Raw genomic sequence first — 21,984 nt, 5'->3', positions numbered from 1 at the left:
GATGGGCTGGACCTGTGCAAACGGTGAAAAAACAATGTACTTACAATATTTTAATAAATAAAAAAATATTCATATTTTAGCCAATATTTGTTTGGAAAGGGTTGCTTTTTTTTTCACATAGGTCTAGAATTGTAAGCGTTTAGTACCATCCATTTACTAGAATTCAGCATATTAATAGATAATTCCGCTAATTTCTAGTGAATTACTTGGAAAAGTGCTACACTTAAAAACGTGAAGCGTTTTTACATATTTTTTTACGTATCTAAAGGGGTGTAAGAGATGATCAATCAACTTTCATGGAAAGTTGGCGGACAGCAGGGAGAAGGAATCGAATCTACCGGGGAAATTTTCTCTATTGCATTGAACCGTCTAGGCTACTACTTGTATGGCTACCGTCACTTTTCATCACGTATCAAAGGCGGACATACGAATAACAAGATCAGAGTAAGCACTACACAGGTTCGATCTATTTCTGATGATTTAGATATCCTAGTGGCATTCGATCAGGAAACAATCGATGTGAACTACAAGGAATTGCATGAGAATGGCGTAATTATTGCTGATGCTAAGTTTGACCCTAAGAAGCCAGAGGATACACAAGCCGCAATGTATGCGGTTCCATTTACAGAAATGGCTACTGAACTGGGAACATCTCTTATGAAAAACATGGTTGCCATCGGTGCAACTAGCGCTATTTTAGACTTGGATATTCAGGTTTTTGAAGAAGTCGTCCAGGAAATCTTCGGACGCAAAGGACAACAAGTTGTCGATAAAAATATGGAAGCCATCAAAGCGGGCTACGAATATACGAAACAACAATTAGGCGATTCCGAGACTATGCAGCTTGAAAAAGCGGATGGTCAAAAACGCCTATTTATGATTGGGAATGATGCAATCGCACTTGGTGCTGTTGCAGCGGGCTGCCGTTTCATGGCTGCATACCCAATCACACCTGCATCAGAAATCATGGAATATTTGATCAAAAAACTTCCTGCTCTTGGCGGAACAGTTATCCAGACAGAAGATGAGATTGCTGCCGTTACGATGACAATTGGTGCAAACTACGGCGGCGTCCGTGCACTTACAGCTTCTGCAGGTCCTGGACTTTCATTGAAGATGGAAGCAATCGGCCTTTCAGGTATCACTGAAACTCCGCTTGTTATTGTTGACACTCAGCGTGGGGGCCCATCAACAGGTCTTCCTACTAAACAGGAACAATCAGATCTAATGGCGATGATTTATGGAACTCATGGTGAGATTCCGAAGATCGTCATGGCTCCAAGTACTGTACAGGAAGCTTTCTACGATGCCGCTGAAGCATTTAACCTTGCTGAAGAATATCAGTGTCCGGTTATTGTCTTAACTGACCTTCAGTTATCATTAGGAAAGCAGACTGTTGAACCGCTTGATTTTGGCAAAGTTGAAATCCGCCGTGGAAAACTAGCTACTGAAGCACTTCCTGAAATTGATGACAAAGGTTACTTTAAGCGTTATGAAGTGACAGAGGATGGCGTTTCACCTCGTGTCATCCCTGGAATGAAGAATGGTATCCACCACGTTACTGGTGTTGAGCATGACGAGACTGGAAAACCTTCAGAATCTGCTGCGAACCGCATTGCCCAGATGGATAAGCGCTTCCGCAAAATCAGCAATCTGAAGTTCGATACGCCAATCCATAAGAATGCTCCGCATGAGGAAGCAGACCTATTGATTGTAGGTTTCAACTCTACACGTGGTGCAATCGAAGAAGCAATGGGAAGGCTTGAGAAGGATGGTTTGAAAGTGAACCACGCACATGTACGCCTGATTCATCCATTCCCAGCTGATGAAATGATGGAGCTTGTCAGATCTGCAAAGAAAGTTGCAGTAATTGAAAACAATGCGACAGGACAACTGGCAAACATCATGAAGATGAACGTCGGAAGCCATGAAAAGATCCACAAGATCCTTAAGTACGACGGAAATCCATTCTTGCCTCAGGAAGTCCACACAAAATGCAAGGAGTTGTTCTAGGATGGCGACGTTTAAAGAATTTCGCAATAATGTAAAACCAAACTGGTGCCCAGGCTGCGGCGACTTCTCTGTACAGGCGGCAATTCAGCGTGCAGCTGCGAATGTCGGTCTTGAGCCTGAAGGCTTGGCTGTAATTTCAGGTATCGGCTGTTCTGGCCGTATCTCAGGCTATATCAATTCTTATGGTTTCCACGGTATCCATGGCCGTGCGCTTCCAATCGCGCAGGGTGTTAAGATGGCAAACCGTGATTTGACAGTTATCGCTTCTGGTGGTGACGGAGATGGATTCGCAATTGGTATGGGACACACAGTCCATGCAATCCGCCGCAATATCAACATCACTTACATCGTTATGGACAACCAGATTTACGGCCTGACAAAGGGACAAACCTCCCCGCGTTCAGCTGCTGGTTTCAAAACGAAGTCAACACCTGCAGGTTCTATTGAACAGGCTATTTCTCCAATGGAACTGGCACTGACAGCTGGCGCTACATTCGTGGCTCAAAGCTTCTCGACTGACCTGAAGGATTTGACCGCCCTGATTGAAGCGGGAATCAAGCATGAAGGCTTCTCTTTAATCAATGTATTCAGCCCATGTGTAACTTACAATAAAGTAAACACATATGACTGGTTCAAAGAGAACTTGACCAAGCTTAGCGATATTGAAGGCTATGATCCTTCTAATCGTGAAGCTGCAATGCAAACACTGATGCAGCACCAAGGATTAGTAACTGGATTGATTTATCAAGATACTGAGCGCAAATCATATCAGGAGCTAGTTAGCGGGTATTCTGAAACTCCACTTGCACATGCTGATTTGAAGCTTGACCAGGCTCATTTTGACAAGCTTGTTGCTGAGTTTATGTAATCTATAATTTGTAAAAAAACCCCAATCATTTTGATTGGGGTTTTTTATGGCAATAGTGATAACTATCACTATACTAAGCAGATTTTTAGGATAAAATGATATACTAGACAGGCTTTTTTTACTTGAAAGCTCTTATTCCAGAGCATCCTATTGTGTTCAATGGGTGAAGAGTTTATACTATTATAATGTGTATATTTAATATTTTCAGGGGTATCCAAATAGCTTGCCCTGTTTTCTATTACCTGTGAAAGGGGTCTAAATATGAACGAAAACCAGCGTTTAGAAAGCCAGCAAGTGCAGTCTGCAAATTCTTCGGACAAAAAATCCGCCAAGGATTACAGCAAGTACTTTGAAACAGTTTATACAGCTCCTTCTTTAAAAGATGCAAAAAAACGCGGGAAAGAAGAAGTAGCATACCATAAGGATTTCAATATTCCTGAGGAATTCAGGGGTATGGGCCAGGGCAGAAGGTTCTATATTCGCACCTATGGCTGCCAGATGAATGAGCACGATACTGAAGTAATGGCAGGGATTTTCCTTGGCCTTGGATACGAACCAACTGATTCGGTTGAAGATGCCAATGTCATTCTTTTGAACACCTGCGCAATTAGGGAAAATGCTGAAAATAAGGTTTTCGGGGAACTTGGCCACCTTAAGCATTTGAAAAAAGAGAACCCTGATCTCCTGATTGGTGTCTGTGGCTGTATGTCGCAGGAAGAGTCGGTTGTTAACAAAATCCTTAAAACCTATAACCAGGTTGATATGATTTTTGGTACCCATAATATTCACCGCCTGCCAAATATCCTTCATGAAGCATATATGTCAAAAGAAATGGTGATTGAGGTATGGTCAAAGGAAGGAGACGTTATTGAAAACCTTCCTAAGGTACGCCGCGGAAATATCAAGGCATGGGTTAACATTATGTATGGCTGTGATAAATTCTGCACCTACTGCATCGTCCCTTATACACGTGGTAAAGAACGAAGCCGCCGTCCTGAAGATATCATACAGGAGGTACGCCAGCTTGCTGCCCAGGGCTACCAGGAAATTACTCTGCTTGGCCAGAACGTAAACGCCTACGGAAAGGATTTTACCGACATAAAATTCGGACTTGGAGAATTGATGGATGAAATGCGTAAGATTGATATCCCGCGCATCCGCTTCACGACAAGCCATCCGCGCGATTTTGATGATCACTTGATTGAAGTTCTCGCCAAAGGCGGCAACCTCATGGATCATATCCACCTTCCAGTACAATCAGGATCAACAGAAATCTTGAAGATCATGGCACGCAAATACACACGCGAGCAGTATTTGGAACTTGTTGGCAAGATCAAGGCAGCGATTCCGAATGCGACACTGACAACAGATATAATCGTAGGTTATCCAAATGAAACTGACGAGCAATTCGAGGAAACAATGTCTCTTGTTCGCGAAGTTGGTTTTGAAGCTGCATATACTTTCATCTATTCTCCTAGGGAAGGCACACCTGCTGCGAAGATGCAGGATAATGTCCCAATGGAAGTGAAGAAAGAGCGTTTGCAGCGTTTGAATGCTCTTGTGAATGAGCAATCGGCACAGTCGATGAAAAAATATCAGGATCAAATTGTTGAAGTGCTCGTAGAGGGCGAAAGCAAAAATAACCCTGAGGTCCTTGCTGGTTATACAAGCAAAATGAAGCTTGTGAACTTTGTCGGTCCTAAAACGGCAATCGGCAAAATTGTGAAAGTGAAGATCACTGACGCAAAAACATGGTCATTAAACGGGGAAATGATTGAAGAATACGAACCAGTTGAGGTGAATTAAGTTGGCTAAATACAATAAAGATGACATTGTCCAGCGTGCTAAGGAAATCGCGTTAATGATTGCAGAAACTGAAGAGGTTGACTTTTTCAAGCGGGCAGAAGCACAAATCCATGAAAATGAAAAAGTGAAAACCATCATTTCTTCTATTAAAGGTCTGCAAAAACAGGCAGTTAACTTCCAGCATTATGGCAAGACAGAAGCTTATAAAAAGACTGAAGAAAAAATTAATGCCTTGGAGCAGCAGCTTGATGAAATTCCGGTCGTTCAGGAATTCAAGCAATCTCAAATTGAAGTCAATGACCTGCTGCAGCTGATAGCAGCAACTATTTCAAACACTGTTACTGATGAAGTCGTTGCTTCTACTGGCGGGGATGTTTTGCGCGGTGAAACAGGTGCTGCAATTAAAAATGATGCAAGCTGCGGAAGCTGCAGCCACTAAAAACCCATTGGCGATTGAGCGCTTTGTCTGCAAAGCCCGTTGTTGCAAATCGGACTCGAATATAAGAGGAATAAACATGGCAGTGCCTTATATGGCTGCCATGTTTTTTTGTGGTATCATCTTCACTTTTTCATCTATCGGGAACATTCATCGCAAATGGGCATACAATGAACTATGCCTAAGTTTTTACTAGCTGTTCTAAAATTAATCGCACACTAGTCTAATATCACGCATAGGATGAATTGAAAAAGATTGAGGAGGTTTCGCTCGCAATGGGAGACTACAGAGAGATTATCACGAAAGCCGTCGTAGCGAAGGGACGCAAATTCACACAGTCCAATCATACGATCAACCCAGCGCATCATCCGAGCAGCATTCTAGGCGCTTGGGTCATAAACCATAAGTATAAAGCAAAAAAGGTCGGGAAAACGGTTGAGGTAAGCGGACATTATGACATCAATATCTGGCATTCCTTTGATGATAATACAAGAACAGAAGTTGTAACGGAAAAGGTATCATACTGTGATGTCATCAAGCTGAAATACCGCGACCCGGATTGCATGGATGACCACGATGTGCTTGTTGAAGTACTTCAGCAGCCTAATTGCATCGAGGCGGTCATCTCTCCAAACGGCAACAAAATCATTGTTCACGTAGAGAGGGAATTCCTGGTGGAGGTCATTGGTGAAACGAAAGTTTGCGTAGTGACACATCCTGGTGCCTGCGATTGTGACGATGACGAATGGGGCCATGGAGTCGATGATGATGAATTCGAAGACTTGAACCCTGATTTCCTTCTGGGAGAAGAGGAATAACATCGAACTAGGAAGCTTGCACTTCCTAGTTTTTTTTGTCTTGATATGGCATTTGTAGAAGCAGCCTTTCTCCTTGGGCTGCCTCTTTTTTTGAAGATTACTGAAAGAAATCAGGTATTTTTATGCTGCTGCAAACAGGACATTCAATCGATTCCTCCCATGCATGGAAAGAACTGCCGTATTGTGGGCAGTATCTTTTAATAACCGGCACAACTTTAGTATCTTCCGCTTTGCAGGTGATCCGTGACCAAGATTTCTGCTGTTTGGCGTATATCTTCACAGAGGCGACATCCTGAGGATTTTCACTCATAAATAATCAACTGCTCATGCTCCAGCGAAAAAATGGACCCGGTAATAGTAAAGCAGCCACTGTAAAGTATGGATATTTCGATGTTCAATGATACCTCGTAAAATGACAAGTCTGGGTAAAGCGTCGCTAAACGGAAATCAATAGCCTTTTATTACAAACCCTTTTGGAAAACATATGTTTACCTTTGTGAAAATGGGTGTTTTTCACAAAAGTTTATAGAATAGCAACAAAGTATTAGAAAAGAGCCAAAAATAAAAATGCAAAGTCAGTAGGAAATCTACGAAAAAACACGAAAAGTAAATGAGAGGGAATAAAGTCCTGTTTTAACTTATACTTGAATCCAAAAAGGCAATTGAAACGTATAGAAGATAATAGTCTCAAAAAAAGGGGGAATTGGATTGTCTGAAAAGAAACCTTTCAATGATGCCACGGACCATCTGACAAAAATTGAAGGCTACCCTGTTAATGTGGAAATGAAGAAGCTCCCAAAGCCATTAAGGTATTTTGGTTATTTCGTGTTTGGATTCTTTGCCATCTCGATCCTATTTATCATCATCATGAATCTATTTAATTAATAGAAGAAAGGTAAGTAAATGATTACTTTCGGACAGAAAAAGGCCAATAAAAATTACGTATTCCGTCCTGGGGCATATGCGCTTATTTTTAACAAAGAAAAGAATAAATTAGCGATAATCCAAACTGAGGACAAGCATTATTTTCTTCCTGGCGGGGGCCTGGAATCAGGCGAAACACACGAGGAGTGTCTGCTGCGGGAAGCGATCGAGGAAATGGGGATGTGCATTAAACCCGTCAAGTATATTGGGAGTGCCCAAAGCTATTTTTATTCGAGTAATGATAAAACCTTTTACCTTGGCGAGGGTCATTTTTATCTCTGCGAACTTGTAGGCTATACAGATAATCCGGGCGAAGAAAATCATATTCTTAAATGGATTGAGCCTCAATCTGCGGCAGAAGTATTGTGGCATGCCCACCAAAGATGGGCTGTAGGATTGCTTTTATAGGGGAATTGGCAGATCTTGCATCATCATCCGAGGTTGGGAAAATTAAATAAACCAAATTACCTCTTTCTTTAATCTGTTCCTTAATGGTAAGGTAGGCATAACAATTCCCTCATGATAATTTTGTTTGACTTTAAGGAAATATGGGAAAATATTTTCTAGAAATAGTCAATGACAATGAGGGCGATTATGGATAACAACTTTGAATATCTAATCTTTCACGAGGAACTCAGACGGCTGCACAATGAATACCGGCGTTGTAGGGATGTCCGCATCAAGCAGGAGATATCAAAGGACATCGAACTATTAGAGGAAGCAATCAAGACAATATAAACAGTAAATATCGCAGGAGATTCTTTATATGAAAAATTTATTTAAAGACCCAGAATTTCTTCAATTCTGTGAAACTGCCTTGCCTATTGAGGTAGTGGAGAAGTTAACACAAAACAATATCAGGGGACTCGAGAACATCGCACTTCGCTCGATTTCAACACGCAAAAAGCTGCCTCAGAATGTTGTGAATGTCCTTTTGGCATATTTTTACCTTTCGTTTGGTAATCAGGTATATAACCGCAATGATCTGGCAAGGCTTTACGACTATTGGGCATCTAAAGAAGTGCGTACGATGTCCCAGGCGATCGAAATGACTGAGGAAGATATTAATCAAGTACTGAATACCTTAAAATGAATTTTAAAAAACAGGCTGACGAAAGTCCTGTTTTTTTTTGCAGGAAATTCAACAGCCAAAGTTGAAAAGTATAAATCATAAGGGGGGAGAAGATGCAGGACACTCTTCAATTTAGAAAAGGAAATAAATCTGAAACCGATACAGTCATATTTTTGTTGAAACAAACTGCTCAATGGCTCAAGGAAAATGATATCGATCAATGGCAATATCTCTTGGCGGGGGGGGGGACGATGAAGAAATTGAAAATGCCATCCGTGACAATAAAACCTTTATTGTATTAAAAGACCAGGAGATTATTGCAACCTTCACTTTATCTTCCAGTCAAAGTGAATGGGATCAGCATATTTTTGGTGTTGAAGAAACTGGTGATTTTCTATACCTCCATAGACTTGCAATCCTGCCTGATTATATAGGGAATGGTTTAGGGGCGGATATTCTCCAATGGATTTCCAGACAGGCAGACACACAGAAGAAATTTCTGAGACTTGACTGTGTTGCCAAAAACAAAAAACTGAATCAGTTTTATGTGAACAATGACTTTGAATATCTAGGGGAAACTGATTCCCATTGCAAATATCAGAAAAAAATAAAGTGAACAAGTGATGATTTGGACCTTGAAAGAGGTCTTTTTTTGGTTGTGGGGGGAGCACAGGGCTGAGGTGGATGGTTAAGTTTAATGAGATGAAAAAACGGCCTGCTATTCCTGCCTCCCCTAATGTTGCAGGGGATATATATATGATTTCGAGTAAACGCAGAATATAGATTGGAAGCTGCTACAAACATTCACTTAATGTTAATAAACCATTCTCAATTTTCGTGAAAAGCTGCGTTAAAATGAAAGGGAAAGATCAGCTTAAGTCTGCTGGCTAATTGTTGCGGGGGATTTTTATCATTATATTCAGGACTGATGGATGCCAATTTAAAGGGTCTTGGCTTGAAGCATATGTATGAGAGGTGCAAAATGCTCGAAGGAGATATAAGAAAGAATAGCAAAGAGGGAAGGCTAATGAAGGTGGGAGGGTTTGTGTTTTTAATAAGGATTGAAGGAGAAGGAAAAAATGAATTTAATGATAGTCGATGACCATGAAATCGTGCGTGATGGCTTAATGATGCTGCTTCAGCAATCATATTGCATTGATGGAAAGATATGTGCATGTGATGGCTATGAAGCCTTAAAGGCAGCAGAAAAGTTTCCGGCTGATTTGGTCCTCCTCGACTTATCGATGCCCGGCTGTCTTGACGGCCTTACAGTGCTGACGAGGCTAAGAAATCTCCTCCCAGATTCGAAAATCGTTATCTTCTCTATGCGAGGCGAGATCGCCTGCCAGAAAAAGGCCTATGAATCGGGGGCAGATGGGTATTTGGTCAAGCATCTGAAGCGCGACGACCTGATTGAGTCGCTGGATCTCATCCTAGCCAACCAGAAAGTATTTGATGGCAAGATAATGGATCGAGATACCGGCGGAGACCATTTCAACCGAATCAATTTGCCCATCACTAAGCGAGAAGAAGAAGTTTTTATATTGACAGTCATGGGATATTCGCAGAAGGAAATAGCGGAGCGGCTCTCCATCTCCGTCAAGACGGTAGAAAACCATCGCCAGAATATAGGTGAAAAACTAGGAACCCACAAACGCTTCGAATGGGTAGAAAAGGCCCGGAATTCCAACCTGTTCCAACTCTAGAAAGCAGGACAGCCGCTGTCCTGCTTTTTCACTTTAAAGCGGCAGGAACCAGGCCCCCACCGCTTCACCGCATCACCGTGCCGGGGGTCTGACCCCCGGCACGGTGATGCGGTGATGTGGATTGGTAATTCTTTTTAGGGTCATTCTATCGAATTTTAACTTTTGTCGAGTTATAATAGGTATTTAGAGTATGAGAGATCGAATTACAGTGGATTTTGGAGGATAATATGGCTACATATACCCCTATGATAAAGCAATACCTGCAGGTGAAGGCAGATTACCAGGATGCCTTTTTATTTTTCCGCCTGGGGGATTTTTACGAAATGTTCTTTGAGGATGCGCTAAAGGCATCACAGGAGCTTGAAATAACATTAACAAGCAGGGAAGGCGGCGGCGAGGAACGGATTCCGATGTGCGGAGTGCCTTATCATTCTGCTCCAGCTTATATTGAACAGCTGATCAATAAAGGCTATAAGGTAGCAATTTGCGAGCAGACAGAAGACCCGAAGACTGCAAAGGGTGTGGTGAAACGTGAAGTGGTCCAGCTGATCACACCAGGAACGGTGATGGAAGGCCGGGGACTTGCAGATAAAGAAAATAATTTCATCGCTGCTGTTTCGGTGTTTCCTGACCATAGGTATGGCTTTGCCTGCAGCGACCTGACGACCGGTGAGAGCAGGGCGACAATAATACCCGGAAATCTTGATGAGGTACTAAATGAGCTTTCAATGTCCGGTGCAAAGGAAGTCGTCATTGAAAGCAATTTGCCAGAAGAGATTCAAAAGAAGCTGAAGGAACGTTCAATCCTTGCTTTATCAATTGAAGATAATACTGAAATAAAGGTAGAATTCCAGGACCTGTTCAAAGAGCTGGAAAACGATCACCTCAAGATAACAGCTTCAAGATTATTCAACTACTTATACAGGACTCAAAAACGCAGCCTGGACCATCTTCAAAAGGTTTCCGTGTATCAAGTCAAGCAATTTATGAAAATCGATTATTTTTCGAAGAGAAACCTAGAGCTGACAGAAACAATCCGTTCGACAGAAAAAAAGGGAACATTGCTCTGGCTGCTTGATGAAACAATGACCGCAATGGGCGGAAGGATGCTGAAGCACTGGATTAACAGGCCGCTGATTGATAAAAAAGAAATCAGCAGCAGGCAGGAACTGGTCCAGCTTTTCGTCGGACAATTCTTTGAGAGACAGGAATTAAGAGAAAAGCTTAAGGAAGTTTATGACCTTGAAAGACTTGCCGGGAGAGTTGCGTTTGGAAATTTAAACCCAAGAGATCTTATGCAGCTTAAACGATCCCTTTTGCAGGTCCCATCGTTGAAGCAGACTTTAAAGAATCTTCCGCATAAAGAAGCTGCCGCCTTGGCCGAGCGCCTTGATTCTTGCGAGGAAGCTGCTGATCTACTGGAGCAGGCAATTGTTGATAACCCGCCGATGTCAGTGAAGGAAGGCAATATAATCCGCGACGGCTATAATGCTCAGCTTGACCAATATCGTGATGCAAGCAGGAACGGCAAGACCTGGATTGCGATGCTCGAGCGCGAGGAACGTGAGAAGACGGGTATTAAATCTTTGAAGGTTGGCTACAACAGAATCTTTGGCTATTATATTGAGGTTACACGAGCGAACCTTCATTTATTAAAGGAAGGCCAATACGAAAGGAAGCAGACACTATCAAACGCCGAGCGATTCATCACACCTGAACTGAAGGAAAAAGAGGAGCTCATCCTTGCAGCTGAGGAAAAAAGCGTCGAGCTTGAGTATCAGCTTTTCGTTGGCATCAGGGAAGCAATCAAAGAATACATTCCTCGTTTGCAGGCACTTGCAAAGGCGCTTAGCGAGCTCGATGTCCTTCTTGGTTTTGCTGAATTAAGTGAACAGCGCAGGTATGTAAGGCCATTTTTCTCTCCAGAACGGAAAATCATCCTTAAGGATGGCCGGCATCCGGTTGTCGAAAAGGTAATGAATGCCCAGGAATATGTGCCGAATGACTGCATTATGGATGAAAAGCGCGAAATGCTGCTGATTACTGGTCCGAATATGTCCGGTAAAAGTACCTATATGCGCCAGATTGCATTGACGTCGATCATGGCGCAAATTGGCTGTTTCGTTCCGGCATCTGAGGCGGAGCTGCCGATTTTTGACCAGGTATTCACGCGCATCGGCGCCGCTGACGACCTAGTGTCTGGCCAAAGTACGTTTATGGTCGAGATGCTGGAAGCCAAGAATGCAATTACAAATGCCACCCAGGACAGTTTGATTTTATTTGATGAAATCGGCCGTGGAACATCCACGTATGATGGAATGGCTCTTGCGCAGGCGATGATTGAATATATCCATGATAAAATTGGCGCAAAAACATTGTTCTCAACTCACTATCATGAACTTACGGCTCTAGAAAACGAGCTGTTGAAGCTGAACAATGTCCATGTAAGCGCAGTTGAACAAAACGGAAAGGTTGTTTTCCTTCATAAAATCAAGGAAGGTGCAGCCGATAAGAGTTATGGCATCCATGTTGCACAGCTCGCGGAACTGCCTGCAGACTTAATTGAACGTGCCGCGGAAATTCTGGAAATCCTTGAGCAGACAGATGCACAGGTTTCGAATGAACTCCATGGACAAAAATCCAGTATAAGTGAGCATCAGAATCCTGTCGCTGAGCATAAAGAACAGCAGGAGCAAAAGAGACTGCAAATTGCCGAAACAGCTGCAGCCGCCCAGCTTTCCTTCTTTGATGAAGAGCCAATTGATAAAAAAGGCAGCGCTCTAAGTAAAAAAGAAAAACAGGTACTGGATAAACTTAGCGGAATTGAAATATTGGATATGACGCCTCTCCAGGCGATCAATACACTATACGAGCTGCAAAAGAAGCTGCGAAACTAGAATGAAGCCATTGCCGGAGGTGAGGACATGGGAAAAATCATACAGCTTGATGATGCTCTATCGAATAAAATCGCTGCCGGCGAGGTTGTAGAACGTCCGGCTTCTGTTGTAAAAGAATTGCTTGAGAACTCAATCGATGCCGGCAGCACAGTCATTGAAGTCGACCTTGAGGAAGCAGGACTTGCAAGGATCAGGATTACCGATAATGGCGAAGGAATCGAGGAGGACGATGTTCTGACTGCATTCCAGCGCCATGCGACCAGCAAAATCAAAAATGAAAATGACCTATTCAGGATCAGGACACTTGGTTTCCGCGGAGAAGCACTTCCGAGTATTGCGTCTGTGTCCAGATTGGAATTGAAAACCTCGACCGGAGCGGAAGGAAACAAAATTACCATCGAAGGCGGAAGAGTCGAAGCTTTTGAAAAAGCTGATGCCCGCAAAGGCACAGACATCATAATAACAGACTTATTTTTCAACACACCGGCTCGCCTTAAATACATGAAAACGATCCATACCGAGCTTGGGAATGTCACAGATGTTGTGAATCGCCTTTCGCTTGCCAATCCTGATGTATCCTTCCGCCTTGTCCACAATGGCCGACAGCTTTTGAAAACTGCAGGAAACGGGGACGTCAGGCAAGTCCTTGCCGCCATTTACGGCATTAATATGGTAAAAATGATGGTGCCTATTTCAGGACAATCCCTGGATTACAAAATAACCGGATATATTTCCATGCCTGAAGTCACGCGGGCTTCCAGGAATTATATATCCACAATGATCAATGGCCGTTTCATTAAGAACTATGCACTCGTAAAGGCGATACAGGAAGGCTATCATACGCTGCTGCCAATTGGAAGATATCCAGTGGTCCTTTTGAATATTGAGATGGACCCGCTTTTGATAGACGTGAATGTCCACCCGTCTAAAATGGAAGTTAGATTAAGCAAGGAGCAGGAATTGAATGAGCTAGTATCCTCGGTGATTAAAAATGCATTCAAAGCTAAGGAATTGATTCCTTCAGGTATAGCGGCACCAAAGCCGGAAAAGCCAAAATCTGAGCAGACTTTTATGGACCTTGACCATTTGCAGGAAACTGAGACAGCGAAAACCGCAACTCAGCCTGCCTCAATGTTCTCTGTTCCTTCTCCTGTTGAAGAAAAAGCTGAAGAACTGACACAGCGGTATACTGCAGCTGAACATATGGATATCCCTTATTCTCAAGCTCCTGACTGGAGGAATGCGGCCATTGCTGCTGAAACACCGCGCTTCAATCAGGTTGCTCCGCCTGAGATAGAATCAAAGGCTGAAGCGTTCAGCCAGGTGCAGCAGGAAGCAGCTGAAGCGATTGAAAAGCCTGCTAGACTTGATCAGGGAAATATCCCATCCCGGGTACCGCCGCTTTACCCGATCGGCCAAATGCATGGAACCTATATACTGGCCCAAAATGAACGCGGCCTTTACATCATTGATCAGCATGCTGCCCAGGAGAGAATAAAGTATGAGTATTTTCGTGACAAGGTTGGAGAGGTAGCAACGGAACTTCAGGAGATGCTTGTACCAATCACACTCGAATATTCAGCCGATGAATGCATCAAGATCAATGAATATCAGCATGAACTGGAAAATGTCGGCGTATTCCTTGAACCGTTCGGATACAACAGTTTCATTGTCCGTTCACACCCGCAATGGTTTCCGCGCGGAGAAGAAAAGGAACTTATTGAGGATATGATTGAGCAGCTGCTGGCTATGAAGAGGGTGGATATCAAAAAATTACGGGAGGAAGCAGCCATCATGATGAGCTGCAAAGCTTCCATAAAGGCAAACCACCACTTGCGCAATGATGAAATCCAGGCATTGCTCGATGAACTGCGTTGCTCATCCGACCCGTTCACATGCCCGCACGGCCGCCCGATTATCATACACTATTCAACATATGAAATGGAAAAAATGTTCAAAAGAGTCATGTAATAATAGAAGAAAAATAGTGTTTCCACAGCCGTGGGAACACTATTTTTTATATCAAATAGGAAAATCATAGTTTAAGGTCCATTCACAAATTTATATAGTACGTTGGCATTTCCCGGAGTATATTTAAGGTAGAAGGAATGGAGGTGTTCCATTGGTTGTATTCTCATTATTATTTACTGTTTTGCCGGTCATTATTTTAATATTCTTTGCTGCGTATGCAATAAAAAACAAGGAAAAAGGGGGAGAAACCGTAGTGAGGCATTTATATATTTATTTGGTTTTATTTGCAACCCTTATGATGGTCATTGGCGGCGGTGTCTCGATTTTTATGGGAACAGCTGACCTCGTCAGCCCATCTGGATATTACCAGAGCTTTACGGAATATAAACAAATGAATTTATACGATAAAGTCGAAGGACAGAAGAAGGAAATGAGCGAGGAAGAGCTCCGTTCGGCATATAATCTTTATTTGCAGGAGGAAAAGAACCGGCAAAAGGACCGTGCGATCAACCAGATTATCAAAAGTCTTGGCTTCATTGTCATTCCGCTTCCAGTCTTTTTGTATTTTAATAAGCTTAGAAAGCAGCAGTCTGAGTAAAAAGTGGAGCACTGTATCATGCGCAGATACAGTGCTTTTCCCATGCAGACAGGAAATTTTCACATAAAAAACGAATAACTAATATAAGTTCATTCAAAGGAGAGAAGCGCATTGTTAATTCGTCCATCAATTAGTGAGTACCCAGAATACTGCCGAACCTATATTGAAATGATACCTGAGGGAATTATTACAGATATTCTTAGTATGCAAGATAAAATGATACATAAATTATTCTCTGCGATGACTGATGAGCAGGCCGATTTCCGCTACGCACAGGGAAAATGGAGCCCTAAGGAAGTGCTTGGCCATATCACGGATACGGAGCGGATTATGGCATACAGGCTGCTGCGTATTTCAAGAGGCGACAGTACGCCACTGGCTGGATATAGCGAGGACGATTATGTCAGGGAGGCCGGGTTCCAGTCAAGGACAATTTCAAGCCTTTTGGAAGATTACCAGCTAGTCAGGTCTTCTACGATCTCTATGATCAATGGGATTCCATTCACCTCCTGGAAGAGGGAAGGGATTGCAAATGGCTATAACATAACCGCCAGGGCAATTCCATATATGATCGCAGGCCATGAACTTCATCATTTGAAAATAGTGAAGGAAAGATATTTGACTCAATTCGACCGTGGACAGAATTCGCACTGAAGGGAGAATATGAAAATATGAGGATTGTTGGTATTACCTTGGCTATGCTGCTTTCCTTCCTGCTGTCACCATGCATGAGCGGAATTGCAGCTCCGGATCCCACTGCAGTCAAAAAGGAAAAGGATTCTGCTCCTCTTCAATTAATTGGAAAGGTTAAAGAGGATATCCTGGTAGAGGATACAACAAAGGAAGAGAAGTATCCTCAGCAAATTAGAAAAATGACAATCTCAGTGCAGCAAGTAATTAAAGCGCCAAAGGATGTTAAGGAAGTAAATAGCATAGAAGTTTACTATCATTATATTCCCTCCTGGCAGGCACATGACTACGTGGGCAGCAGCAGTGTTAATGTGGCTGTAGATGATGTGATTAAAATCTGGCTGGATTATGGGGAGTCAGGCTGGGAACCTGCATTTTTTGGCCATACAGTTGAGCATATTCAGTACGGGAAAAACAGGGAAGAAGCGATTCCAGAGCCATTCCTCCACAAGCTGGACAGAATTTCATCGGAGGCATTTCACAAAAATTCAAGCTATATCGTATTAGCCGCAATGATAGCGATTTTATTACTGATCATCTTTAAAGGAAGCATCAACCGAAAAGCTTGAAGATGTCTTTACAGCCTTTTGAAAATTTAGGAATATGGGTATATTTGAATACAAAAAAGACTGCATCTTCACTGTTGAGATGCAGTCACGTGATTATTTTACAGCAGGCTGAAGCTTGTGGATGTATTGCAATGCTTTTCCAGTTCCGATCGCTACTGATTCCAGCGGATTAGGGGCAATATGGACTGGTACGACCATTTCGCTTCCGAGCCAATCCTGCATACCATTGAGAAGCGCTCCGCCACCGGATAGAATGACACCGCGGTCAACGATATCTCCGCTCAATTCCGCTGGGCAATCCTCAAGAGTGGCACGGATGGCTTCCATGATGTGCAGAAGGGATTCTTTGATAGCATCTCTAATTTCATATGAATTTAGAGTAACTGTTTTTGGCAGGCCTGTCACAAGGTCCCGGCCGCGGATATCCATTTCCATTTTTTCATGGTCGACTAACGCGTAGCCTATTTCCATCTTGATTTTTTCCGCAGTTCTTTCTCCAATCAGGACATTATACTCTTTGCGGACATATTGAATAATATCCTCATCAAGTCTGTCACCAGCAATCCGGATTGAATGGCAGGCAACCACTCCGCCATAAGAAATGATTGCGACTTCAGTCGTTCCGCCGCCAATATCAACAACCACATTCGCAACGGGCTCATCAACAGGCAGGCCGGCACCGATTGCAGCAGCTACCGGTTCCTCAATCAAATGGACCTTTTTCGCGCCAGCATTCCGGACTGCGTCCTGGATTGCGCGTCGTTCAACGCTTGTTGAGCCAGAAGGGGTACAAACGACTACATCTGGCTTGCGAAGGCCAAAGCCGCCGCTCTTTGATGCTTTCTTCATGATTTGCTTAAGCATTTCGGTTGTAACATCAAAATCGGCAATGACGCCATCCTTCAATGGACGGATTGCCACAATCTTGCCAGGTGTCTTACCGATCATTTCTTTTGCTTCTTTTCCCACGGCAAGGACATTTTTTGTTTCAGTATCAATCGCTACAACGGATGGTTCGTTTAAAGCGATGCCTTTATTTTTACTATATACAAGTGTGTTAGCAGTTCCTAAATCAATACCAATTTCAGTAGAAGATAACATTCGTTTTTCACCCAGTTCTCTATAAAATAGTAAATCCATCATAGACTTCTATTAAACTATCATGAATTTGGGGGTTAATGAGGGTTTGTTACTGAATCGTTATCTAATTGTAAAAGTTAAGGAAAAATTTTTCAGAATAACTAAAATCAAGAATACATTTAGGAAGGTAAGGGTATAATGCATAGATGTTCAACTGCTTTCTAATTAATGGTAAGATAAAATCACATGTTGGATGAACATCCAACAGTTTTAAGAAAAGGCAGTGTGAAATTTTTGGAACAAAAACAGAAACTGGTCGTCTTGATTGGCCCAACAGCAGTTGGGAAAACAAAATTAAGCATTGAAATGGCTAAAATATTCAATGGAGAAATTATTTCGGGGGATTCCATGCAGATCTACAGGGGCATGGACATCGGCACCGCAAAAATTCCCCATGAAGAAATGGATGGTATTCCGCATCATCTGATTGATATTAAAGAACCGGATGAAAGCTTTTCCACAGCGGAGTTCCAGGAGCTTGTCCGAAAGAAAATTGACGAAATCAGTGCAAAAGGAAAATTGCCGATGATCGTTGGCGGAACAGGTCTATATATCCAGTCCGTCATTTTTGACTATCATTTTACCGATGCCCCATCAGATCCGGATTTCCGCATGCTACTTGAAAAAGAAGCTGAAGTGCATGGAGCTGAGGCACTTCATGAAAGATTGAAGGGTATTGATCCGGAAAGCGCGGAAAGAATTCATCCAAACAATGTCCGCCGTGTCATCAGAGCACTGGAAATAAACCATTGCTCAGGCAAAACAGCAGGAGAGACGCAAGCCGATCAATCACCTGATCTGATTTATGATACAGCCATCGTCGGGCTGACGATGGACAGGGATTTGCTGTACGAAAGAATCAATCTACGAGTAGACCTTATGCTCGAGCAGGGGCTGCTTGATGAAGTGAAGTACTTTTACAAACAAGGCTTAAGAAATTGCCAGTCGATACAGGCAATCGGCTATAAAGAGCTGTATGAATACCTTGATGGGAAGATCTCGCTTGATCAGGCAATCGAAAAATTAAAACAAAATTCACGCCGTTATGCAAAAAGGCAGCTAACCTGGTTTCGAAACAAGATGAATGTGGAATGGTTTGATATGTCAGCATCTAATGAGGCTGAAAAAAAATTCGCCGAAATTTCCAAGTTCATTGAAGGAAAGCTTGAGATAAAAGCGAATACATAATAATAGAGATAAAAGAGGAGGATCCGCCCATGAAACAAGTGAACATTCAGGACCAGTATTTAAACCAGTGTCGTAAAGACAACATTAACGTGACCGTTTTCTTATTAAACGGATTCCAGCTAAGAGGCCAAATCAAAGGCTTCGATAACTTCACCGTCCTTTTTGAATCGGACGGAAAGCAGCAGCTAGTTTATAAGCATGCCATTTCAACCTTCGCGCCTCAAAAGAATGTCCAAATCGATTATGAAGGCCAGGCTTAATTAAATAATCAGCAGGGAACCCGCCAGTGGCGGGTTTTTCTTTTTTAGGAAGATTGATGGACTGAACTTGCTGCCTCCAATTTAGGATCAACGGAGGTTTTCCCGGTTTGTTTAAGCAGCCTAAATTAAAAATACGAAAACTTTTAGATAGATAGAAATATTTTTTAAAATGAATTCATGTTTCATCGAATACATATAGATAAATGAGTTATTTCTCGGGAAACCGCAAAATCTGACAGCTGCTGAAATTTGCTGTGGCAGTTTGTCATTTCCTGCTCAGCAGCATGTTACCCGAAAAAATTTAAAAAAAGCTCTGAGGCATGCTTAGCGGTATGCCAAATAAATGTTAGCAGGGATTATGTTTTTAGAATGAGAGGTGAAATCTTTGGACCAACCGCTACGCAAAAAAAACAACGGTCAAATCAGCATAGTGTTGAATGCGCAGAAAAGGAAGGCGTTGACGAAAGAATTGCCCGACACGCAGCTGGTTCCAAAGTCGATCCCGCAGGAGCATGCCGCCTTGAAGGAAATTGAGGAGGAGCTCGGGACGCTTGTTGGCATGGAAGAAATGAAACGAATGATTAAAGAAATATATGCCTGGATCTATGTTAACAAGAAAAGGGAAGAGATGGGGCTCAAGGCTGGGAAACAGGCTCTCCATATGATGTTCAAAGGTAACCCGGGGACCGGGAAGACAACCGTGGCCCGCCTCATCGGCAAGCTATTCCTGAAAATGAACGTTCTATCAAAGGGACATCTTATTGAAGCTGAACGTGCAGACTTAGTAGGGGAGTATATCGGGCACACAGCACAAAAAACAAGGGATCTAATTAAAAAATCTTTAGGGGGTATTTTGTTCATCGATGAAGCATACTCCCTTGGACGCGGCGGGGAAAAGGATTTTGGCAAGGAAGCAATTGATACCCTGGTTAAGCATATGGAGGATAAGCAGCATGAATTCATCCTGATCCTGGCGGGGTATTCAAGGGAAATGGACTATTTCTTAACCCTCAATCCCGGGCTCCATTCAAGGTTCCCGCTGGTTATTGACTTTCCGGATTACTCGATCGACCAGCTGATGGAGATTTGCCAAAGGATGCTTAAGGAAAGGGAGTACAGTCTTAGCCACGAAGCTGAAAGGAAAATGCGCGAACATCTGATCAGTGTTAAAACAACGCTGGGACCAGCAGCATTTTCGAATGGCCGTTATGTGAGGAATGTGATTGAAAAGTCCATCAGGGCTCAGGCGATGCGGCTATTGATGCAAAATCAATATGACCGGCATGAATTGATGACAATCAGAAGCAATGATCTTGTCTTTTCGGCAGACTGAATGTTATCAAACAACTCAGAGGAGCAGAAGAAATAATGTCAACTCCATTTGTTGACATTATTTTTTGTTTTTGTTAATATACCCTTGAGGGTATATTAATTTCGTAAGTGGAGGGGTCATAATGAATGAAATTACTGTTTACACAACGAACACATGTCCATATTGCACAATGCTAAAAAACTTCCTGGACGATAAAGGGATTCCTTATAAAGAAGTTAATGTCCAGCAGGATCCTATTGCAGCCCAGCGGCTGGTAAATGCTACGGGACAGATGGGAGTTCCTCAATCCAACGTCAATGGCAACTGGGTTCTTGGCTTCGATCCTAATTCAATCATGTCATACTTGAAATAATCTGCTTAAAGGATTCCGCTGCTGATGGAATCCTTTTTTTAATGGCTTTGTTAGTTCCGAATGTGCCGTTTTAAGGGGGTTTCAACATCATTAACTCCATAAATTTTCTCTCTGGATCTTTGAGCACTAAAAAAATCATGAAAAATAACTAATATTTCGTGTTTAAGTAATGATAAGTCCGGGTAAAAGATTAAGGTTTGTATATTATAAATGGTCATTTAGGTTAAAATAACGAAGCGTTTCTAACTTCTTAAGAATGATACATAGAATTAAAAGGAGCATCAGATAATGGGGTCAGAAATTAAACATAATATAGGCGGTATTGATTTTAGTTGGGAACTGGAGAAGGGCAGGTTTTTATTCGAAGGACAGGATGCTGTTCTTTTTTGGATTTCCTCTGCGATGAAAACCTTTTTTGATACGATTGAAGAGATATCAGGTGAAGAGGCATCCAATCTTGTGTTTGAATCAACTGGTTTTAGGCAAGGCCTTGTAGTCGGCCAATACTTTGAGAAAATGAAGGAAGTCTCTGTTACAGAAGCCGCAAATATGATAACAGCAACATACGCTTCAGCTGGCTGGGGACATACAATCATAAAGGATCTGGACTTTAAGAAAAAGACCTTCACAGCAATGATGAAGGATAGCTGGGAGCATAAGGTAAATGTTGCTCAGGGGAAAACAAAGGGGGGAAGCTTCCTTCCTGCACACTATGCAGGGGTTTTTTCAGGGCTGTTGGGGACAAATATTTGGTACAGGATCACTCAACACCAGCTTGAAGGGCATGAATACAGTATCATCGAATACTTTCCCTCAAATATTAAAATATCAGACAATATACATCAGCTGGCACGCAAAAAGGAATCTGAACAGATCAGGCAGCTGGAAGCCCTTGTTGAGGAGAAGACGGCAGAGTTGAAGGAGCTGGTCAATCGGCTTTCCTCACCAATCATTCCTGTTTTGGACGGGATCGTTGTTGTTCCTTTGATTGGAAAGTATGAAGAGGATCGCTCTGATCAGCTGATTGTCAATACGCTTAACAAGCTGCCAGCTTATAAGGCAAGTTATCTTGTCCTGGACCTGACTGGGATGGAACAGGAAATAGGGCAGCATGCTGTCAGCCTGATAGAAAAAATAGGCTCTGCTGCCAGATTGATCGGTACAAAAACGATCCTGGTAGGCATATCTTCAGGACTGGGGATTGGGATTACACAATCAAATATTAACTTATCAAAATTTGAATGCTTCCAAACCCTTCAGCACGGAATCCACTATGCAATCGGCCAAATGGGCAGAAGGATTTTATAACGCAAAAAGACAGGTCTCCTCTGGAAACCTGTCTT

Annotated in this window: 22 protein-coding genes and 1 pseudogene; 21 read left to right on the top strand and 2 right to left on the bottom strand. The window is 42.6% G+C overall.

Annotated elements, in window-relative coordinates; translation table 11 throughout:
• Positions 1-279: 279 nt before the first annotated feature.
• The 5 genes from AC3EBE_RS00370 to AC3EBE_RS00350 all read left to right on the top strand — a co-directional run bounded on the left by AC3EBE_RS00370 (position 280) and on the right by AC3EBE_RS00350 (position 5,941).
• Positions 280-2,013, top strand: coding sequence for a 2-oxoacid:acceptor oxidoreductase subunit alpha (locus AC3EBE_RS00370; protein ID WP_488593053.1), 1,734 nt, complete (start codon positions 280-282; stop codon positions 2,011-2,013).
• Between the two features lies 1 nt (position 2,014).
• On the top strand, positions 2,015-2,881 hold the full coding sequence (locus AC3EBE_RS00365; protein WP_488593052.1) for a 2-oxoacid:ferredoxin oxidoreductase subunit beta: 867 nt from the start codon (positions 2,015-2,017) through the stop codon (positions 2,879-2,881).
• Between the two features lie 261 nt (positions 2,882-3,142).
• The gene (miaB, locus tag AC3EBE_RS00360) at positions 3,143-4,687 is read left to right on the top strand and encodes a tRNA (N6-isopentenyl adenosine(37)-C2)-methylthiotransferase MiaB (protein ID WP_488593051.1); all 1,545 of its coding nucleotides are present in this window, start codon (positions 3,143-3,145) and stop codon (positions 4,685-4,687) included.
• 1 nt (position 4,688) lies between these two features.
• A complete protein-coding gene (locus AC3EBE_RS00355; protein ID WP_488593050.1) occupies positions 4,689-5,126 on the top strand; it encodes a YlbF/YmcA family competence regulator in 438 nt (145 codons plus the stop codon).
• Between the two features lie 272 nt (positions 5,127-5,398).
• Complete coding sequence (locus tag AC3EBE_RS00350; RefSeq protein WP_488593049.1) at positions 5,399-5,941, top strand: outer spore coat protein CotE; 543 nt, start codon at positions 5,399-5,401, stop codon at positions 5,939-5,941.
• 97 nt (positions 5,942-6,038) lie between these two features.
• On the opposite strand, the gene AC3EBE_RS00345 is transcribed toward AC3EBE_RS00350, so the two are convergent.
• A complete protein-coding gene (locus AC3EBE_RS00345; protein ID WP_488593048.1) occupies positions 6,039-6,251 on the bottom strand; it encodes a hypothetical protein in 213 nt (70 codons plus the stop codon).
• Between the two features lie 398 nt (positions 6,252-6,649).
• Here AC3EBE_RS00345 and AC3EBE_RS00340 point away from each other — a divergent pair, with 398 nt between their 5' ends.
• The 11 genes and pseudogenes from AC3EBE_RS00340 (at position 6,650) to AC3EBE_RS00290 (ending at position 16,368) form a co-directional block, all read left to right on the top strand.
• Positions 6,650-6,826, top strand: coding sequence for an amino acid transporter (locus AC3EBE_RS00340; RefSeq protein WP_488593047.1), 177 nt, complete (start codon positions 6,650-6,652; stop codon positions 6,824-6,826).
• 18 nt (positions 6,827-6,844) lie between these two features.
• Positions 6,845-7,273 (top strand): NUDIX hydrolase, encoded by a 429-nt coding sequence (locus AC3EBE_RS00335; protein WP_488593046.1) that lies wholly within the window; start codon positions 6,845-6,847, stop codon positions 7,271-7,273.
• 186 nt (positions 7,274-7,459) lie between these two features.
• Positions 7,460-7,603 (top strand): hypothetical protein, encoded by a 144-nt coding sequence (locus tag AC3EBE_RS00330; RefSeq protein WP_488593045.1) that lies wholly within the window; start codon positions 7,460-7,462, stop codon positions 7,601-7,603.
• Between the two features lie 28 nt (positions 7,604-7,631).
• On the top strand, positions 7,632-7,958 hold the full coding sequence (locus tag AC3EBE_RS00325; protein ID WP_488593044.1) for a hypothetical protein: 327 nt from the start codon (positions 7,632-7,634) through the stop codon (positions 7,956-7,958).
• A gap of 92 nt (positions 7,959-8,050) precedes the next feature.
• A pseudogene (locus AC3EBE_RS00320) lies at positions 8,051-8,553 on the top strand (GNAT family N-acetyltransferase).
• Between the two features lie 463 nt (positions 8,554-9,016).
• A complete protein-coding gene (locus AC3EBE_RS00315) occupies positions 9,017-9,643 on the top strand; it encodes a response regulator (RefSeq protein ID WP_488593043.1) in 627 nt (208 codons plus the stop codon).
• 227 nt (positions 9,644-9,870) lie between these two features.
• On the top strand, positions 9,871-12,540 hold the full coding sequence (mutS, locus tag AC3EBE_RS00310) for a DNA mismatch repair protein MutS (protein WP_488593042.1): 2,670 nt from the start codon (positions 9,871-9,873) through the stop codon (positions 12,538-12,540).
• A 27-nt stretch (positions 12,541-12,567) separates the two neighbouring features.
• Entirely contained in the window at positions 12,568-14,511 is a 1,944-nt protein-coding gene (gene mutL, locus AC3EBE_RS00305) for a DNA mismatch repair endonuclease MutL (RefSeq protein ID WP_488593041.1), read from the top strand.
• Between the two features lie 151 nt (positions 14,512-14,662).
• Positions 14,663-15,109, top strand: coding sequence for a hypothetical protein (locus AC3EBE_RS00300; protein ID WP_488593040.1), 447 nt, complete (start codon positions 14,663-14,665; stop codon positions 15,107-15,109).
• 111 nt (positions 15,110-15,220) lie between these two features.
• The gene (locus AC3EBE_RS00295) at positions 15,221-15,763 is read left to right on the top strand and encodes a DinB family protein (protein WP_488593039.1); all 543 of its coding nucleotides are present in this window, start codon (positions 15,221-15,223) and stop codon (positions 15,761-15,763) included.
• Positions 15,764-15,780: 17 nt separating this feature from the next.
• The gene (locus tag AC3EBE_RS00290) at positions 15,781-16,368 is read left to right on the top strand and encodes a hypothetical protein (protein WP_488593038.1); all 588 of its coding nucleotides are present in this window, start codon (positions 15,781-15,783) and stop codon (positions 16,366-16,368) included.
• 93 nt (positions 16,369-16,461) lie between these two features.
• Here the strand turns inward: AC3EBE_RS00290 and mreBH are convergent, their stop codons facing one another.
• On the bottom strand, positions 16,462-17,469 hold the full coding sequence (gene mreBH / locus AC3EBE_RS00285; RefSeq protein WP_488593037.1) for a rod-share determining protein MreBH: 1,008 nt from the start codon (positions 17,467-17,469) through the stop codon (positions 16,462-16,464).
• Between the two features lie 273 nt (positions 17,470-17,742).
• On the opposite strand from mreBH, the gene miaA reads away from it, so the two are divergent.
• From miaA to AC3EBE_RS00260, 5 genes are all read left to right on the top strand, one after another.
• Positions 17,743-18,696: a tRNA (adenosine(37)-N6)-dimethylallyltransferase MiaA gene (miaA, locus tag AC3EBE_RS00280; RefSeq protein ID WP_488593036.1), complete on the top strand. Its 954-nt coding sequence runs from the start codon at positions 17,743-17,745 to the stop codon at positions 18,694-18,696.
• A 29-nt stretch (positions 18,697-18,725) separates the two neighbouring features.
• Positions 18,726-18,956, top strand: coding sequence for an RNA chaperone Hfq (hfq, locus tag AC3EBE_RS00275; protein WP_214902219.1), 231 nt, complete (start codon positions 18,726-18,728; stop codon positions 18,954-18,956).
• A 385-nt stretch (positions 18,957-19,341) separates the two neighbouring features.
• Entirely contained in the window at positions 19,342-20,289 is a 948-nt protein-coding gene (gene spoVK, locus AC3EBE_RS00270) for a stage V sporulation protein K (protein WP_488593035.1), read from the top strand.
• Positions 20,290-20,410: 121 nt separating this feature from the next.
• Positions 20,411-20,641 (top strand): glutaredoxin family protein, encoded by a 231-nt coding sequence (locus AC3EBE_RS00265; protein WP_488593034.1) that lies wholly within the window; start codon positions 20,411-20,413, stop codon positions 20,639-20,641.
• A gap of 288 nt (positions 20,642-20,929) precedes the next feature.
• Positions 20,930-21,949: an STAS domain-containing protein gene (locus AC3EBE_RS00260; RefSeq protein ID WP_488593033.1), complete on the top strand. Its 1,020-nt coding sequence runs from the start codon at positions 20,930-20,932 to the stop codon at positions 21,947-21,949.
• The last annotated feature ends 35 nt before the right edge of the window (positions 21,950-21,984 follow it).

Source organism: Mesobacillus sp. (assembly GCF_057785455.1).
Note: the sequence above shows the minus strand (reverse complement) of the source record. Positions and strands in the feature narration are given on the sequence as shown.

Excerpts from the sequence above, each read along its gene's own strand:
- AC3EBE_RS00370 (WP_488593053.1), top strand. The coding sequence starts at position 280 with ATGATCAATCAACTTTCATGGAAAGTTGGCGGACAGCAGGGAGAAGGA.
- AC3EBE_RS00365 (WP_488593052.1), top strand. The coding sequence starts at position 2,015 with ATGGCGACGTTTAAAGAATTTCGCAATAATGTAAAACCAAACTGGTGC.
- miaB (WP_488593051.1), top strand. The coding sequence starts at position 3,143 with ATGAACGAAAACCAGCGTTTAGAAAGCCAGCAAGTGCAGTCTGCAAAT.
- AC3EBE_RS00350 (WP_488593049.1), top strand. The coding sequence starts at position 5,399 with ATGGGAGACTACAGAGAGATTATCACGAAAGCCGTCGTAGCGAAGGGA.
- AC3EBE_RS00345 (WP_488593048.1), bottom strand. The coding sequence starts at position 6,251 with ATGAGTGAAAATCCTCAGGATGTCGCCTCTGTGAAGATATACGCCAAA.
- AC3EBE_RS00335 (WP_488593046.1), top strand. The coding sequence starts at position 6,845 with ATGATTACTTTCGGACAGAAAAAGGCCAATAAAAATTACGTATTCCGT.
- AC3EBE_RS00330 (WP_488593045.1), top strand. The coding sequence starts at position 7,460 with ATGGATAACAACTTTGAATATCTAATCTTTCACGAGGAACTCAGACGG.
- AC3EBE_RS00325 (WP_488593044.1), top strand. The coding sequence starts at position 7,632 with ATGAAAAATTTATTTAAAGACCCAGAATTTCTTCAATTCTGTGAAACT.
- AC3EBE_RS00315 (WP_488593043.1), top strand. The coding sequence starts at position 9,017 with ATGAATTTAATGATAGTCGATGACCATGAAATCGTGCGTGATGGCTTA.
- mutS (WP_488593042.1), top strand. The coding sequence starts at position 9,871 with ATGGCTACATATACCCCTATGATAAAGCAATACCTGCAGGTGAAGGCA.
- mutL (WP_488593041.1), top strand. The coding sequence starts at position 12,568 with ATGGGAAAAATCATACAGCTTGATGATGCTCTATCGAATAAAATCGCT.
- AC3EBE_RS00290 (WP_488593038.1), top strand. The coding sequence starts at position 15,781 with ATGAGGATTGTTGGTATTACCTTGGCTATGCTGCTTTCCTTCCTGCTG.
- mreBH (WP_488593037.1), bottom strand. The coding sequence starts at position 17,469 with ATGTTATCTTCTACTGAAATTGGTATTGATTTAGGAACTGCTAACACA.
- hfq (WP_214902219.1), top strand. The coding sequence starts at position 18,726 with ATGAAACAAGTGAACATTCAGGACCAGTATTTAAACCAGTGTCGTAAA.
- AC3EBE_RS00265 (WP_488593034.1), top strand. The coding sequence starts at position 20,411 with ATGAATGAAATTACTGTTTACACAACGAACACATGTCCATATTGCACA.
- AC3EBE_RS00260 (WP_488593033.1), top strand. The coding sequence starts at position 20,930 with ATGGGGTCAGAAATTAAACATAATATAGGCGGTATTGATTTTAGTTGG.